General features: G+C 68.4%; 13 protein-coding genes. 2 read left to right on the plus strand and 11 right to left on the minus strand.

The window, feature by feature from the left end; genetic code table 11:
- Positions 1-283: 283 nt before the first annotated feature.
- The 11 genes from AC27L4_RS27710 to AC27L4_RS27760 all read right to left on the minus strand — a co-directional run bounded on the left by AC27L4_RS27710 (position 284) and on the right by AC27L4_RS27760 (position 11763).
- Entirely contained in the window at positions 284-1186 is a 903-nt protein-coding gene (locus AC27L4_RS27710; protein WP_487145843.1) for a cyclase family protein, read from the minus strand.
- A 78-nt stretch (positions 1187-1264) separates the two neighbouring features.
- On the minus strand, positions 1265-2263 hold the full coding sequence (locus tag AC27L4_RS27715; RefSeq protein WP_487145844.1) for a GlxA family transcriptional regulator: 999 nt from the start codon (positions 2261-2263) through the stop codon (positions 1265-1267).
- A complete protein-coding gene (locus tag AC27L4_RS27720) occupies positions 2260-2823 on the minus strand; it encodes an isochorismatase family protein (RefSeq protein WP_487145845.1) in 564 nt (187 codons plus the stop codon). The genes AC27L4_RS27715 and AC27L4_RS27720 overlap by 4 nt, the downstream gene beginning before the upstream one ends.
- A 166-nt stretch (positions 2824-2989) precedes the next feature.
- On the minus strand, positions 2990-3802 hold the full coding sequence (locus tag AC27L4_RS27725) for a class I SAM-dependent methyltransferase (protein WP_487145846.1): 813 nt from the start codon (positions 3800-3802) through the stop codon (positions 2990-2992).
- Positions 3803-4245: 443 nt separating this feature from the next.
- Positions 4246-5085 carry a helix-turn-helix transcriptional regulator gene (locus tag AC27L4_RS27730; RefSeq protein WP_487145847.1) on the minus strand — a complete coding sequence of 280 codons (840 nt, stop codon included), beginning with the start codon at positions 5083-5085 and terminating at the stop codon, positions 4246-4248.
- 258 nt (positions 5086-5343) lie between these two features.
- Positions 5344-6555, minus strand: a complete 1212-nt coding sequence (locus AC27L4_RS27735; RefSeq protein ID WP_487145848.1) for a polysaccharide biosynthesis/export family protein — start codon at positions 6553-6555, stop codon at positions 5344-5346.
- A 119-nt stretch (positions 6556-6674) separates the two neighbouring features.
- Entirely contained in the window at positions 6675-8006 is a 1332-nt protein-coding gene (locus AC27L4_RS27740; RefSeq protein WP_487145849.1) for a hypothetical protein, read from the minus strand.
- Positions 8007-8071: 65 nt separating this feature from the next.
- Positions 8072-9079: an SDR family NAD(P)-dependent oxidoreductase gene (locus tag AC27L4_RS27745; protein WP_487145850.1), complete on the minus strand. Its 1008-nt coding sequence runs from the start codon at positions 9077-9079 to the stop codon at positions 8072-8074.
- Between the two features lie 30 nt (positions 9080-9109).
- Positions 9110-9832 carry a sugar transferase gene (locus AC27L4_RS27750; RefSeq protein WP_487145851.1) on the minus strand — a complete coding sequence of 241 codons (723 nt, stop codon included), beginning with the start codon at positions 9830-9832 and terminating at the stop codon, positions 9110-9112.
- A complete protein-coding gene (locus AC27L4_RS27755; protein WP_487145852.1) occupies positions 9829-10965 on the minus strand; it encodes a DegT/DnrJ/EryC1/StrS family aminotransferase in 1137 nt (378 codons plus the stop codon). The genes AC27L4_RS27750 and AC27L4_RS27755 overlap by 4 nt, the downstream gene beginning before the upstream one ends.
- A gap of 78 nt (positions 10966-11043) precedes the next feature.
- Positions 11044-11763, minus strand: a complete 720-nt coding sequence (locus tag AC27L4_RS27760) for a sugar phosphate nucleotidyltransferase (RefSeq protein ID WP_487145853.1) — start codon at positions 11761-11763, stop codon at positions 11044-11046.
- A gap of 445 nt (positions 11764-12208) precedes the next feature.
- Here AC27L4_RS27760 and AC27L4_RS27765 point away from each other — a divergent pair, with 445 nt between their 5' ends.
- Together AC27L4_RS27765 and AC27L4_RS27770 are read left to right on the plus strand one after the other, a co-directional pair.
- Positions 12209-13408 (plus strand): glycosyltransferase, encoded by a 1200-nt coding sequence (locus tag AC27L4_RS27765; protein WP_487145854.1) that lies wholly within the window; start codon positions 12209-12211, stop codon positions 13406-13408.
- The gene (locus AC27L4_RS27770; protein ID WP_487145855.1) at positions 13405-14673 is read left to right on the plus strand and encodes an O-antigen ligase family protein; all 1269 of its coding nucleotides are present in this window, start codon (positions 13405-13407) and stop codon (positions 14671-14673) included. Before AC27L4_RS27765 ends, AC27L4_RS27770 begins: the two co-directional genes overlap by 4 nt.
- Position 14674 lies beyond the last annotated feature (1 nt).

The raw sequence follows: 14674 nt of genomic DNA on the forward strand, positions 1-14674 counted from the left end.
TTGGGTCACGTCGCGTGCGCTCGATGCTGCGCCAGGATGAGCCTCGGCGTATGCGGAGCCCACAAGGATCGGCCGCCTTCACTAAACCAAAATCCGACTTTTGGAGAGCCCGAATCCGTCGTGAGGGGCAAGACCTCGACGGGGACGTTTCCGCGCCGGAGCGTTCGTCCGGACCGGATCCGAAGGCGGACGGAGGATGGCCGGGTCGCCGGCCGCCATCCAGCCGTCTTGCCATTTGCAGCCAGCCAGCCTCCCCGCTTCGCGCCGGCGCCGACAGGACAGGCTACGAGATGATCGCATGAGCCCGCACCGGAAAGGTGCCCATGCAGGAGATCTTCGGCGGCGCGGCGTGGAAGCGGAAGCCTTCCACCGGCAGGGCGCCGAGGTTCGTCATGTGCTCGACGATCGGGATCCCGGCGGCCAGCAGCACCGAATGCACGGGGCGACGGCGGTCGGCCGTGTCGTCGATGTTGAGGGAGTCGATGCCGACCAACCTGGCGCCGTGGTCTCTCAGATAGGCCGCCGCCGCCTCGGTCAGGAACGGATGCCCCTCGAAATACCGGTCCGTCCGCCAATGCCTGTCCCATCCCGTATGGACGAGCACCGCGCGGCCGGCGACGTCGCAGGCCGCGAACATCGTCCAGTCGATGCGGCGCTCGGCGGCGGCCAGCACACGCACGACGATGCCGGGCAGCCCGGAGGCGCTTTCGAGGGGCAATCCGGCGAGGTCGTAGCCGTCCTCGTAGCGGTGATAGGGCGTGTCGAGATAGGTGCCGGTGTTGGCGACCATGTCGATGCGGCCGATCTGGAATTCCGTTCCCTCGGCATAGGAGGCACGCGACTCCAGCCGCGAAATGTGATCGCACACCAGCGGCGCCGGCAGCCCCTTGTAGGTGATCATGCCGCTTTCGATGGTGTGGCTGAGGTCGACATGGCGGACCGCATCGTCCGCGGCCGCCGCGGGCGGAGACTGGCTCGACCGCTTGTGCGGCTCGGCGACGATCCGCTTGTTGAGGATGTCCACCGTGCCGACCATCAAAAGGCGCAGGTCCTTGATGATGTAGGCGGCCAGGGCCTCGTCGTCGATCCCGTCGCCATCGATGTCGAGGCGGAAGTCCTGCCCCTGGATGCCTCCGCCGTTCGCGAACGCGACCTCGAAGTCGAACACCACGCGCTTTTCAGTCATTGTCGCCCTCCGTTCGATTGGTCAAAGCCGATATTGTCCCGGGATGATCGCCGCAGCGCCGCGGTCGGCGGCGTGGGGTCAGCCGGCGCCGGCGCGCAGCGTGGTCGGAGACGCACCGTGCAGGCGGTTCCAGGCGCGGCGGAACTGCCGCGTCGAGGAAAAGCCGGCCCGCTCGGCCACGCTTTCCATGTCGAGCCGCGAGCCGAGCACGAGCTCGCGGGCCAGAGCAATCCGAGTGCGGTTGACGTAAGCCGTCACGCTCATGCCGGCTTGCTCGTTGAACAGGCGCGACAAGTTGCGCGGGCTGGTGACGGCGATCCGCGCCAGCGCCTCGACCGACCAGTCCCGGGCGGGATCGCCGGCGACGGCATCCTGGGCCCGGTGAATGGCCGGGTGGATGTGATTGCGCCCCTCGAGCCAGGGCGACAGCTGCGGATCGGCACCGGCGCGCCGGAGGTAGACGACGAGATAACGGGCGACGGCAAGCGCCACGCCATGCCCCGCCTCGCGCGCCACGACGGCGAGCATCAGGTCGATTCCCGCGGTGATCCCGGCGCTGGTCAGCCGCTCGCCGTCCTCGACATAAAGCCGGTTGTCGCGCACCCGCGCAGTCGGCGCGCAACGCCGGAGCTCCTCCACCGCCGAGTGATGCGTGGTGCATTCCCGCCCGTCCAGCAGCCCGGCGCGGGCGGCGAGCAGCGCCCCCGAGCAGATCGTCATCAGCCGGATGCCGGGTCGGATCGCCCGGCGCAGCCAATCGACGATCGCGGCCTCGAGGGGCGCGTCCTCGGCCCTGATGTCGTCGACCACCCCCATCGGCTGATCGGCGGCCCCCGAAACCACGACCATGGCGTCGTCCGGCAGGGAGTCCGGCAGAGGCTCGATCCCGGCGAGCTCGAGGCCGACGGAGGTGCGGACGCCGACGGCGGGCCCGACATAGGTCGCGACGAAGCGCAGATCCTCCTGCACCAGGTTGGCCTTGCGCAGGACCTCCATCGGGCCGGCAATGTCGAGCAGCAGGGCGCGCGGCGGCACGACCATGAAGACGGGAACGTCGCGCCGCACCCGGCTGCTCATGCCGCGGCCTTTTGCCGGCGACCGGCCAGCGCCTGCTCGACGGTGGCGATGCGGGCGAAGCGACCGGCGAGCACCAGCTCGGTGCGCGCGCGGATCTCGGCGGCGCTCCACGTCCGGCCGGCCGCGTCCGTCATCGGGAAGGTCAGCGTGGCCTCGCCGACATAGTCCACCTCATAGCCGAGATCGGAGGCGTGGCGGGTCGTGGTCTCGCAGCACTGCTCGGTGCGGATGCCCGAGACAATGAGCCGGCGGATGCTGTTTTCCATCAGCCAGACGTCGAGGCCGCTGCCGACGAGCGCGCTGTGGCGGCGCTTGCGGAAGACCGCGTCCGGCTCGATGCGCAGCGGCGCCAGAGGAGCGACGAAGCCGGACGCCTCCGAGAACACGCCGGCATCCTCGACATGGAAGATCTGGACGACGGGCATGCCGCCGGCCTTGGCGCCGTCGATCAGCGCCTGCTGGCGGCCGAGATAATGCGGCAGCCCCTCCGGGCGAAAATAGGGACGGTGCCGAAAGGACTCCTGGGCGTCGATGACGAGCAGCGCAGTATCGGCGGACATTTCCGGCATCTCCATGAGAGCATCACGGAGATACCATATCCTCGCGCTTTCAGTCCGAAATGCCAATCGCTGACAGATAGGGGACATTTCGCGCCAACATGACCTCCTCGACTCCTCCCTTGCGACGGAGGAAGCGTTCCGCCGCGCGAACGGGATATCCCAGCCCCTAAAGCGCAGCCATGATGATGTGTGCCTGAATTTTTGCGGCAACTTCACCGCTGCCATGCCTGCCCGCAATCGCAGATGCGGCGTGGTCGGTGGCGGCTTCCAGCTTTCCCGCGTCCCTGGCCTCGATTTCGTTGCGAAGAACCGTTCCCTGGCAATAGGCAACGGCCGGAACGCGCGGCGAGGATGCACGGCTTTGTTCGGCTTTCGTCTCGATCACCACGCGCGAGAAACCTGCCTCCTCCAGCTCGCTGCGGATCCGTGCCGTATCATGGTAGCCGTGGGGCGTTCGTGCCAGAAAGCGCGGCGGATCGTCCGGAAAAATCTCTGCGAGAGCCTTCGTCACATCATCCGCAAAGACATTCTCCTCGATGCGATCCCAGACGTTGAACAAAAAATGTCCTCCGGGCTTCAGGACCCGCCTCGCTTCACGGTAGGCCGCCGGGCGGTCGGGAAAGAACATCGCACCGAACTGGCAGCAAACGAGATCGAAGGCTGCATTTTCGAACGGCAACGCCAGGGCGTCTGCCCGGCGCCATCGAATGCGGCTGTCGGGAGCCTGCCGCGACATGGCGTAGTCGAGCATCGGCTGGTTGAGGTCGGTCACCATATAGCTTGCGCCGGGGGACAGCCTTGGCGCCAGGGCGCGGGTGACAACCCCGGTGCCGGCCGCGATTTCCAGAACGGCGCCTGGCGACAGCGACGCGGCTCGCCGCGCGATGTCCGCCGCGTATGCCTCGAAAATCAACGGCACCATGTAGCGGTCGTAATTTTCCGGGACCGAGCCGGCGAAAACCTTGTCGGATTCCAACATTGCGATCACCCGCCGTGCGTTGTGATGACCCCCATGTCAGCTTGCGGAATGGTCGCGCACCCGAAGGTTGCTTGTCACGCGATTTGTCCCGGCGGCCCCATCATGGGGCAGGCCGAGGCGAAGATGCCTGACACGGGCGGGTGATGGACGGTGCGGTCGGGGTATCCGGCGACGAGGATGACCCACGACATCGACGGGAGGCGACGTCCGCGTCGTGCGAATGGAGCAGAACGTCCGGCAGGATCCGGCGATCGCCGGCCGGTCGATGCGATGACGAGCCAGCGCGAAGCGGTAGCGCGGGACATTGCCTGACGAAAGGCAAGACGGGCAGGGCCGTTTCGGCATCGCGTGGCTGCCCTCGCCGAGCCCGGAGGATTGCCCCTCGCCTCGACCGCCCGCTTGCCGCACCGGCCCTTGACCGGACAGGCGCGGCACCTTCAGCCTCAGGCCATGATGGAGACGCTGGACAGGAGCGAGACCAGTTCGGCCTGACGGCAGGTCTGCGTCTTGGCGAAGACCGAGGCGAGATGCGAGCGTACCGTGGTCTTGCTCAGATGCTGATCCCGCGCCACATCTCCGGGAGCCTCGCCCCGGGTCAGGCTGATGGCCAGGCGGATTTCCGCGGCGGTCAAGCCGAACATGCGCTGCAGCGTCTGCGGATTGGGCTCGGGCCTGTCGTCCAGATCCAGCATGACGATGAGGCTGTAGCCATCCCGCTGAATGTCGCCGATCTGGTTGAGGATCAGCGGACGGCCGGTCTCGCGCGGCACCGCCACCCAGGGTACGGGCGCGAACGGAAAGCGGGCACCGGCCCGGTCGATCAGGCGCCGGAAGCCGCTGGTGAGCGACATGCCGTCGCGGCCGCAGGAATCGCCGAGCTCCCGGCGCAGGAGATCACGCGCCAGATCGCTCGAACCGACGACCGTGCGACGGGCGTCGATCACGAGGTAGCCGCAACCGATCAGGTCCAGCGTCGCGAACAGGATGCTGTCGGGAAAATCCTTGCCTTGGCGCGGATGGTGCTCGCCGCTGTCACCCTGGAGCGCCTCGGATCTGCCCGATGGTGCTGCTCCAGTATTCTCAGAAACATTGGAACGCCAATTTTCAGCCCAACCGAAGTCGCTTTGGCCGACGATCCTCCGCATAGCAGGCTCCTCTTCCGCCGTCGCAGTGCGCGCAGAATGCACATGAAATATATTTTCGTATTGCGAAAGACGCGCCGCCGTATTCGCACCGTGTGGATTGCCTGTACCGCATGTTCTCCCTGTGTTCGTGCCCTCCATATGCACTCTCGACGGTATCATTTCCGCAGGAGTCGACCTCATTGTAAACTCCCCAAATAGTGATAGTCCGACCAATGCAAACCCTATCTCTTTCGGATGAGGCCGAAGAGCGACAGTCCTTCGTTTCAGGGGTATTTGCGACCGATGCGTGTCGGCAAGCGCCGAGCTGCACGAGATGCGTGCGGCACGGGGGGAATCGGCGACACGCGCCGAAGGGTGCGCCTCGGGCGCACCCTCCTGCCGCGAACTCCGATGGGATCAGCGTTGCGCGAGGCCGGCGCCCGGCGCATCGAAGCTCAGCGCGATCTCGATGACGTCGCCGGGCTCGACCTCGGTGTCCTCGGTCGCCGGCAGCCGCTGCCAGCCCTGGCTGCCGGAACGGACGATGTTGATCTGCGGGGCCGAGCCGGCCGCGGCAAAGGCGGAATTCGGCTGCGCCCTGGCGCGGATGGCCTGCAGCCTCACCGAAAGATCGGCGAGCCGGGCATTGGCGTCGCCCAGATCGCGCAGCACGTTGATGCGGCGCTGATTGTCCAGGCGATCGAGCTGGCGCAGGGACTCGGCGCGCTGGCGCTTCGTCTGCATCAGCGTGGCGACGGCCTGCAGCTGGCGCGTGGAGGACAGCAACAGGGCCCGGCGGCTGTCGGTGACCCGCGAGCTGGTAAGGTTGCCGGTGGCGAGCAGCTTGGTGACGCGGTCGAGCTCCTCCTGGTCGGCCTGGACGCCGCGCGCTTCCTGGCGCTCCTGCTCCTCGAGCACCTGGATCTGCTCGTCGGCTTGCTTGACCGCGTCCTGCAGGAAGGCCTTCTCCTGCCGGCTGTCGGCCAGGCTGGTCTTGAGCGACTCAGCCTCCGCCCAGGTAAGCTCCCGCATGACGTCGGCGGAGACGGGCGTGTTCGGCAGGGGCTGCACCTCGAAGGTGTCCTTGTCGTCGAGCTCCGCCTTCAGCCGCAGGGCACGCACGTAAGCCCTGGCATAGTCGATCGAGGTGGTCGTGTAGTCGCGCTGGAGGTCGGCCGGATCGACGTTCGGGTTCGCCGCCCTGGCGCGCAGCGTGCTGTAGCCGCCGGAGATCGCAACCAGCTGGCGCACGGTGGCCTCAGGCCGGTACGGATGCTGGCCGGGGGTCAGGACGTCGCCGGTGACATAGATCGGCCGGTAGTCCGCAATCGTGGCGGTGACGTCGCCCGGCTTGATCGCGATGAGGTTTTCCCGCCCATCCTGGGCGCGTTGGCTGTAGAGCTTCGTCGACAGGAGGGCGGCCATTTCCGTCTGCAGCTCGGCCGAGGTCAGGCCGGCGATCGCCACCCGGCCGACGGGCGGCAGCGAGATGGTCCCGTCCGGCTGGATCACGGCTCTCTGCTGCTGCGCCGACACGCCGGCGATGGCGATCTCGACGGTGTCGCCGGCGGAAAGGCGATAGTCTTCCGCAGCCGTCGCCGCGCTGCAGAGGCCCGAGGCGACAAGCATGGCCCCCCAGATCCGGCGGGCCACGCCGGACGGCCGCAGCCCGCGGAGCCTCGCGGCCGCTCCCCCCTCCCCGCCGACGCCACCTGCATTCGTTGCGTGCCGGGACAGACCTGCTGTGGTCATGGTAGCGCCTTTCCCTTGTCCAATGCGCCGGTCGTCAGCGGCCGGCGCCACGACGTGTCGGGCTTGTCCGGCCAGTCGATCCGGGCGACATAATCCGATACCGGACCGCCCGCCTTGCCCCAGTTGCTGGACCAGATGACCTGGGAGCCGTCGGGGGACGGCGAACCATGGGCTTCGCTCCAGTAATCCGCCGGCGCGGCCCGCGTGTGGACGATGCGCCGGATCTCGCCGCTCCCGTCGAGACGCAGGGCGACGATCTCCTGCTGGAACGGCGCCCAGGTCGGTTGCGCGGCAAGCTCGGCCTCGGTCCCGGCATAGGTGACGAACACCCAGCCCGGCCGGTCGACATTGCGCAGCGAGGCGTGCTGCGCCTCGCCGTAGGGCGCAAGGTCGGTCACGGCGCCGTCGCGAAGCCGCCGCTTGATGACGTGATAGGCATCCGGTGCCGACTTGCTGATGCCGACATAGACGTCGCTGCCGTCTGCATCGATCGCCATGTCGCCATGCCCGGGCCGATGATGCTCGCTCCATTTCTGCACCAGATCGCCCTCGACGCCGAACACATAGGTCTGCTGCGTCTCCTCGGCGTCGCCCAGCTCCTGGGTGCACAGCACATAGAGGCCGGAGGGACTGATCGAACAACTGCCGGGCCGGCCGGCGAGCGCGGCGATGCCGATGTCGGGAAACTTGCGGGAGGCGGCGAGATCGAAGGCGAAGGCCACATCGCGGCCCGCGTCGTCGACGGCTCGCACCGCCAGGCGCCGGCCGTCCCGGGAGAGATTGCCCTTGCCCGGGCCGAAGTGCAGCGACCGATACCCCGGCGCCTGGTAGACGGTCGTGGTGGCATTGGTCCGCGGCGCCCAGACCAGGATGGCCTGCCCGTCGACGCAGACCATGAGCTCGGCCTTCTCGGGATGCCACTCGCATTCGCTCCATCCCTGGCGGCGGAACAGCGGCGCGTAGGTCCGGCCGTCGAGGAAGCAATAGCCTCTGCAGCCATTGGTGATGAGGAGCAGCGTCTGGTCGGCGTTCCAGGCCTGGGCGCTGGAGTAGCGATGCGTGCAATAGGCGGTCTTGCAGGCCATCCCGGCCCCAAGCGGCTGGCCGGGATCGGTGACGCGCGTGAAGGGCGTGCCGAACACCGGATCCGCGACCGGCTCGAGATAGGCCGGCAGGGGCATGGCCGCCACGGGGGTCAGCCTCGCCGTCGCCAGGGTCTCGGCCCGGGCAGAGAGCCCGCGGGCCTGCATCATCATCAGGACGAGGAGCAGCGCCGCGACGACGCTCGGCGCGACCACGAGGATGCCGCGCCGCAGCATCCCGGCCATGGCCGGACGAGCCCAAGGATTTGCGGCCGCTCCGCGGGCTCCTCCCATCCGTCGGCCCGCAGTCGTCATGTCATGTAGTCTTTCTCGCGACGCACATTGCCGCAGGCCAGGCGTCCGCTCCACCAGTTGACCGTCCGCTCCAGCCCCTCCTTGAAGCCGACGCGCGCGTGCCAGCCCGTCTCGGTCTGGAACCGCGTGCAGTCGGCCAGGAGCGCGCGCACCTCGGAATTGGTCGGGCGCATGCGCTTTTCCTCCTGCAACACCGGCTTGTGGCAATCGGTGATTTCGAGCACCAGCTTGATCAGGTCGGCGATGGTGACGGCCCGCTGGCTGCCGACATTGTAGGGACTGCCGAACTCGATCGTCGGCGCGCCGCCCGCCGCCAGGAACGCAGCCGCCGTGTCCTGGACGAAGGTCAGGTCGCGGATCGGCGTGGTGTCCCCGACCATGATCGCGGCGCAGGCCGGATCGAGCGCCTGGCGGATGATGGTCGGGATGATCGCCCGCTCGCTCTGGCGCGGGCCGAAGGTGTTGAACGGCCGCACGATCACCACCGGCAGGCCGAAGGAACGGGCATAGGCCTCGGCCATCATGTCGGCGCCGACCTTCGAGGCCGAATAGGGCGACTGTCCCTGGAGCGGGTGCCGCTCGCTGATCGGCATGGTGAGCGCGGTGCCGTAGACCTCGCTGGTCGAGGTGTGCACCACGCGCTCGGTGCCGTACTGGCGCGCCGCCTCGAGCACGTTCAGGGTGCCGAGGATGTTGGTCTCCACATAGGACTGCGCGGCGGCGTAGGAGTGCGGAATCGCGATCAGCGCCGCCAGGTGGAAGACGATCTGCTGGTTCTGCACGATGCGGCTGACCAGCGCCGCATCCCGCACGTCCCCCCGGACCAGGTTGAGCTTGGCCCGGGCGGTCTCGGGCAGGTCGTCCAGCCAGCCATGGCTGTCGAAGGAGTTGTACAATGCGAGCGCGGTGACTTTCGCGCCCTTGCGAACCAGCGCCTCGGTGAGATGCGATCCGATGAAGCCATCGGCGCCCGTCACCAGGACCTTCAACCCGTCATACCGCATATCGCGCCCCCAAACGGCACCACATCGAGATCACTCCACGGATTGGCGGCTCTTGGTCTTGCCCGTCCGATCGTCCGCGCCGGCCGTCATGGCGCGCGACGACGGTACCCAGCCGCACACGGCCAGGACGCCGCGTACGACCAACATGAGATCCGAGCCCAATGTCCGGCCCCGGAAATAATCCAGGTCGATCCGGGCCTTCTTCGGGAACAGAACCTGCCGGTAGAACTGTGTCGGATCACAATTGTCCGGGTAGAACTGGCTCTCGTTGCGAAAAATGATCTGGTTCGGCCCGAGAATGCCAGGCTTGTACTGCAGGACCTGCTCGAAGCCGTGCGAGAAGCAATCGGCGAAGGCCAGGCTCTCGGGCCGCGGGCCGACGATCGACATCTCCCCCTTCAGGACGTTCCAGAGCTGGGGCAGTTCGTCGAGCTTCGTGGCCAGGAGGAACCGGCCGACCCGCGTGAGCCGGGCGTCCCCCTCGAGGGTCAGGGGGCATCCGGTGCTGTCGCAGGCGACGTGGAACTTGCGGAACTTGTACATCCGGAACGGGCGACCGTGCAGCCCGAGCCTCAGCTGGGAGAACAGCACCGGCCGGCCGCTCTCCAGGACGACGGCCAGCGCGATCAAGGCCAGCACCGGCGCGAGGACAAGCAGCGCTGCGCCCGACAGGACGAGATCGAAGGCGCGGCGGGCCGCCGCCGACGTGATGTCCGACCGCGAGGGTATGTCCGGCAGGGATTGGATCGTCATGCGGCCACCCCCGCAGGCAGTCCGGCATCCACGGCCTGGGCGAGGGCCAGGACGACCCGCCTGACATCCTGCGCGTCCATCCGCGGATGCAGGGGCAGGGTCAGCTCCCGTGCGGTGAAGTCCTCCGTCCGCGGCAGGCGGACACCCGGGCACTGTTCGCGATAGAAGGTGAGCTGATGGGCCGGCGGATAATGGATCGTCGTCTGGATGTCGCCGGCCCGCAACCGGTCGACGACGTCCTGCCGCTCGACGCGGCCGGGCAGGACGACCGGCATGATGTGATTCACCGTCGTCCAGGACGCCGAGAACGGCACGAGGACATCCGGACAATGCTCCGCGAGCTCCGCGCGGTAGAGGCCGGCGAGCTGTCCTCGGATCGCGTTCCACTCCGGCAGCTTCCGGAGCTGCACCAGCCCGATCGCCGCCCGCAGCTCGTCCATGCGATAGTTGAAGCCGAGCATGGTCACATCGTAGGTGCGCGTGCGGCTCGCCACCCGCTGGAAGGTGCCGGTCGTCATGCCGTGGCCGCGGGCCCGCCGGATCGCCTCGCGCAGTCCGGAATCGGAGGCAAGGACGGCGCCGCCCTCGGCCGTGGTCAGGTTCTTGTTGCCGTAGAAGCTGAAGGCCGCCGCCTCGCCGAATGTGCCGGCCTGCTCCAGCCCGGCCGCGTGCGCCGCGTCCTCGACCAGGAGCAGCCCCTTGCGCCTGGCGAAGGCGCGCCAGGCGTCCCGATCCGGCAGGTAACCGGCGAAATGCACCAGGATGACCGCCTTGGTGCGCGCGGTGCATTTGGCCGCGGCATCGGCGAGGGACATCAGCGGCTGCTCTGCCGACTCGATGTCGACGAAGACCGGCCTGGCCCCGACATAGAGGACGCTATTGGCGGTGGCGACGAAGGTGAGCGCCGGCACCAGGACCTCGTCGCCCGGGCCGACGCCGAGCCCCTGCAGGATGAGATGGAGGGCCGCGGTGCAGGAGCCGACGGCGACACTGTCCTCCGCGCCGTGCAGGCTGGCGAAGGCGTGCTCGAACTCACGGACCCGATCGCCCATGGTGATCCAGCCGCTGTCGATGACTTCCGACAGGGCTGCTTTCTCCTCCGCGCCCAGGACGGGCTCAGCGACCAGGAGCATGACCAATTCCTTTGGTATGAGTGTCGGGACGGGCCGGCATCGTCTGCGACGCCGGCCCCAGGCCAGCCGCCCCGGGCTTCAGGCCACGGCGGCGGTTTCGAAGGTGAAGGACTGCTCGTCCCAGGCGACGTCCTGCGCCTTGTGGAAGTCCTCGACCCGGCCGATGTCGAGCCAGATGCCGTCGTGCTTGAAGACATGCACCGGCGTCCCCCGATCCAGCATCTGGAACACCAGGTCGTCGAAGCCGAAGGGCACCCCGGCCGGGATATAGTCGAGGACGCTCCGATTCATGCAGTAGACGCCCATGCTGACCAGATGCTGCAGCGTCGGCTTCTCCCGGAACTGCCTCACCTCGCCGTCGGTGTCCTCGATGACGCCGAAGTCCATCTTGGTGGCGCGCGTGGCGGTGGCGATCGTCAGCGGGCCGCCATGCTGGCGATGATAGCTCCCGAACCGGTTCAGGCTGAGATCGGTCAGGACATCGCCGTTGAGGACGAGGAAGGTGCCATCGAGCTGGTCGCGCAGCAGAGACAGCGGCCCGATGGTGCCGAGCGGCTCGAGCTCCTGGGTGTAGTTGATCTTGATGTTCCACTGCTTGCCGTCACCGCAGAAGCTGCGGATGAGGTGGCCGAGATAGCCGGTGGTGATGAAGACCTCGTCGACGCCGTTGCGACGGAGCCACTTGAGCAGAAGCTCCAGCACCGGCCTCGATCCGATCGGCATCAGCGGCTTCGGCAGGACCGAGGTGTAGGGGCGCAGGCGCGTGCCTCTCCCGCCAGCTTGGATCACGGCTTGCATTCGTGCCTCCTCTATCTGGTTTCATCCGCCTGGGTCGACGGGCCCGGCCGCACACCGCCTCACGCCCCGACAGGACGGGGAGCGCCCGTCGATGCGGGCGCCTCGGACATGCGGGCGCGGTGACGGGATCCCGACGCCGGGAGGGCGGTGCCGAAGGCGTTTCGCTCCCCGGCCCGGCCGGTTCTCCCGGCAGGTTCAGGCGAATTTAGGAGCGGCCGGAATCACTGTCTTCCTTCGTTTGCATGAGGCCGCGGATCGCCCCGCCCGCACCGCTTTCCCTACGTCCTTCAAATGCATGAGGACAGGTCCCCTTCCCCTTGCATAGGCTCCCCTTCGGTTCGCGACGGCCATTGAGCCGCTCCGACCAGAGCAGGCTTCTTCAAAAGGGCTGGGCGCGTGGGCGCCGGGACAACCCGGCGCAGATGTGGTTCGTCGGAGAGACGGTATGGCGCCGCACATCCTCTGCATCGGTGGTGAGGATCATGCCCTCAGGATCCCCTTCCTGCTCGCACTGCGCGAGCGCGGCTTCCGGCTGACGGCGGCGGGCACCGGCGATCCCGGCCCCTTCGCGCGCTCCGGCATCCCCTATTGCCGCTATCGCTTCGATCGCTTCATCCGTCCGGGAGCCGACCGGGCCGCCCTGGCCGAGATCAGGCGCCTCGTCGCCACGACGGGCCCGGATCTGGTCCAGAGCTTCGACACCAAGCCGAACCTGCTGGCGCCGCTGGCGGCCGGCAGGGCCGTGCCGGTGGTGCGGACCATCAACGGCATGGGCTGGGTGTTCTCCGCCAGGTCGCTCCCGGCCCTGCTGCTGCGTCCGGTCTACTGCGCGCTGCAGCGCCTGGCCTCCGGCCGCAGCGCCGCCACCGTGTTCCAGAACGAGGAAGACCAGACCTTCTTCGAGGACCGGCGTCTGCTCGGCCGGAGCCTCAATCGCCTGATCCCGGGCTCGGGCGCCGATGTCGAGGCCTTCGACAAGGCCCGCGCCGGCGCCTCCTCCCCGGCGAGGCTGCGCCAGGGGCTCGGCCTCGGCGACGCCGAGGTGGTCATCACCGTGTCGCGCCTGACGCGGCAGAAGGGCATTCCCACCCTGCTCAAGGCCGCGGCGCTCGTGCACGAGGCGCGGCCGGGCGTGCGCTTCCTGCTGGTCGGGTCGCGGCAGACGGAGGGCCCGCTGGCCGTCGATCAGGCCGAGATCGATCGTCATTCCCCCTATGTGACCGCCCTCGGACACCGCAACGACATCCCGGCGCTGCTGATGCTCGCCGACGTCTTCGCCTTCCCGACCGAATATCGCGAGGGCATTCCGCGCGTCCTCATGGAAGCCGGGCTGGCGGGCGTGCCGATCGTCGCCACGCGCATGCCCGGCTGCAGCGACGTGGTCGCCGACGCCTGGAACGGCTACCTGGTGGAGCCGCGCGCCCCCGAGGCCCTCGCCGGCCGCATCCTCGACCTGCTGCGGGATCGGCAGACGGCGCGCAGGATGGGCCAGCGGTCCGTCGACCTCGTCCGGCGCCGGTTCGCCCTGACCACCATCGTCGATCGCTACGCCGAGCTCTATCGCGAAGTGCTGACGGGCGAGAGGCCGCAGTTGGCTGCGGCGGACGCCGGCACCGGCATGCTCGGCCAGGGGGCAGCCGAATGATCCGCAATGCGCTGCTGGCGATCGGCATCCTCCTGCCCGGCTCCTCGCTGCTGCGGCTCCCCGGCACGCCGCTCGGCCCGGGCGAGCTGTGCATCGGGCTCTGGCTCTGCCTCGCCATGGCCCGGCGCCTGATCGCCGGCCGCAGCACGCCGGCGCCGGCCCAGTCCTTCGCCCTGAGGCGGCTCGGGACGTTCTGGGCCGTCTTCGCCTTCGCTATGGCGCTGGGCGCCTTCGTCGGCATCCAGATCGACGATCGCCCCGACGTTTCCGGCATGGCGCATGACGCCCAGGCCTATGTGCCGCTGGCGGCGCTGACCCTGTTCATCGTGCTGGAGCCGAACGCAAGCCGGAACCTGCGTCATACCGGCTGGCTCGTGGTCGGCTTCGGCAGCGTGTGGCTGGCGCTGCAGATTGCGATGGGCATGTCCTGGATCTCCCTGTTCTCCCTCGACTCCTGGGACTGGGACCGCTTCCGCGGCTGGTCGGCCAACCCCAACCAGCTCGCCCTCTATTGCGCCGTGCTCGTTCCGCTCTCCCTGCATCTGGCGACGACCACGCCCCGTCTCCCCGGCCGGATCCTCGGCCTCCTCGGCATCGTGCTGCCGGTCATCGCCGGCCGGATGACCAAGAGCGACACGTTCGCGCTCGCGACGCTGGTGGTCTGCGTGCTCCTCCTCGTGCTGCGCCTGCGGGCCTGGCTGTGGGAGGCCGGCAGGCAGGCGCGGTTTCGCTCCGTCGCCGTGGCGATGGTCATTCTCGCTTCGCCTCTCCTGGCGCTCGCGCTTGCGCCCTATACCCTGACCGTGGCTGCCGACGCCAAGGCCCTCGCCCTGGAGCAGGCCAAGGACGGCGGCGGCCAGGGCACGGTGGACGAGGCGAACCTGCGCTTCGCTCTCTGGTCGCAGGCGGTGCGGCGCGGCCTGGAGTCGGGGGTGGTGGGGCTGGGCCCCGGCCCGCACCTCTACCCGCCCCAGGAATACAACCGCCCGTTCATGCTGTCCTTCGAAGCGCACAACACCCTGCTGGACCTGTTCACGGAGGGCGGCGTCCTCGCGGTCGCGGCGGTGCTCTGGCTGCTGGGCGGGATCTTCGTCCTCGTCCTCAAGGCGCGGCTCGACGTGCTCGCCGCCATGGTCGCCGCGCTCGCCTTCTTCAGCATCACCCATTTCATCATCCGCCATCCCATCGTCTGGTTCGCCCTCGTGCTCTGCCTCGTCGCGGGGTTCGAACGCGCACGGCCGATGCTCGTCGGCAACCGGAGTTGAG

Source organism: Labrys sp. Lb11, from assembly GCF_057554225.1.

Excerpts from the sequence above, each read along its gene's own strand:
- AC27L4_RS27750 (WP_487145851.1), bottom strand. The coding sequence starts at position 9,832 with ATGACGATCCAATCCCTGCCGGACATACCCTCGCGGTCGGACATCACG.
- AC27L4_RS27710 (WP_487145843.1), bottom strand. The coding sequence starts at position 1,186 with ATGACTGAAAAGCGCGTGGTGTTCGACTTCGAGGTCGCGTTCGCGAAC.
- AC27L4_RS27725 (WP_487145846.1), bottom strand. The coding sequence starts at position 3,802 with ATGTTGGAATCCGACAAGGTTTTCGCCGGCTCGGTCCCGGAAAATTAC.
- AC27L4_RS27740 (WP_487145849.1), bottom strand. The coding sequence starts at position 8,006 with ATGGCCGGGATGCTGCGGCGCGGCATCCTCGTGGTCGCGCCGAGCGTC.
- AC27L4_RS27755 (WP_487145852.1), bottom strand. The coding sequence starts at position 10,965 with ATGCTCCTGGTCGCTGAGCCCGTCCTGGGCGCGGAGGAGAAAGCAGCC.
- AC27L4_RS27765 (WP_487145854.1), top strand. The coding sequence starts at position 12,209 with ATGGCGCCGCACATCCTCTGCATCGGTGGTGAGGATCATGCCCTCAGG.
- AC27L4_RS27745 (WP_487145850.1), bottom strand. The coding sequence starts at position 9,079 with ATGCGGTATGACGGGTTGAAGGTCCTGGTGACGGGCGCCGATGGCTTC.
- AC27L4_RS27760 (WP_487145853.1), bottom strand. The coding sequence starts at position 11,763 with ATGCAAGCCGTGATCCAAGCTGGCGGGAGAGGCACGCGCCTGCGCCCC.
- AC27L4_RS27715 (WP_487145844.1), bottom strand. The coding sequence starts at position 2,263 with ATGAGCAGCCGGGTGCGGCGCGACGTTCCCGTCTTCATGGTCGTGCCG.
- AC27L4_RS27770 (WP_487145855.1), top strand. The coding sequence starts at position 13,405 with ATGATCCGCAATGCGCTGCTGGCGATCGGCATCCTCCTGCCCGGCTCC.
- AC27L4_RS27735 (WP_487145848.1), bottom strand. The coding sequence starts at position 6,555 with ATGCTTGTCGCCTCGGGCCTCTGCAGCGCGGCGACGGCTGCGGAAGAC.
- AC27L4_RS27730 (WP_487145847.1), bottom strand. The coding sequence starts at position 5,085 with ATGGAGGGCACGAACACAGGGAGAACATGCGGTACAGGCAATCCACAC.
- AC27L4_RS27720 (WP_487145845.1), bottom strand. The coding sequence starts at position 2,823 with ATGTCCGCCGATACTGCGCTGCTCGTCATCGACGCCCAGGAGTCCTTT.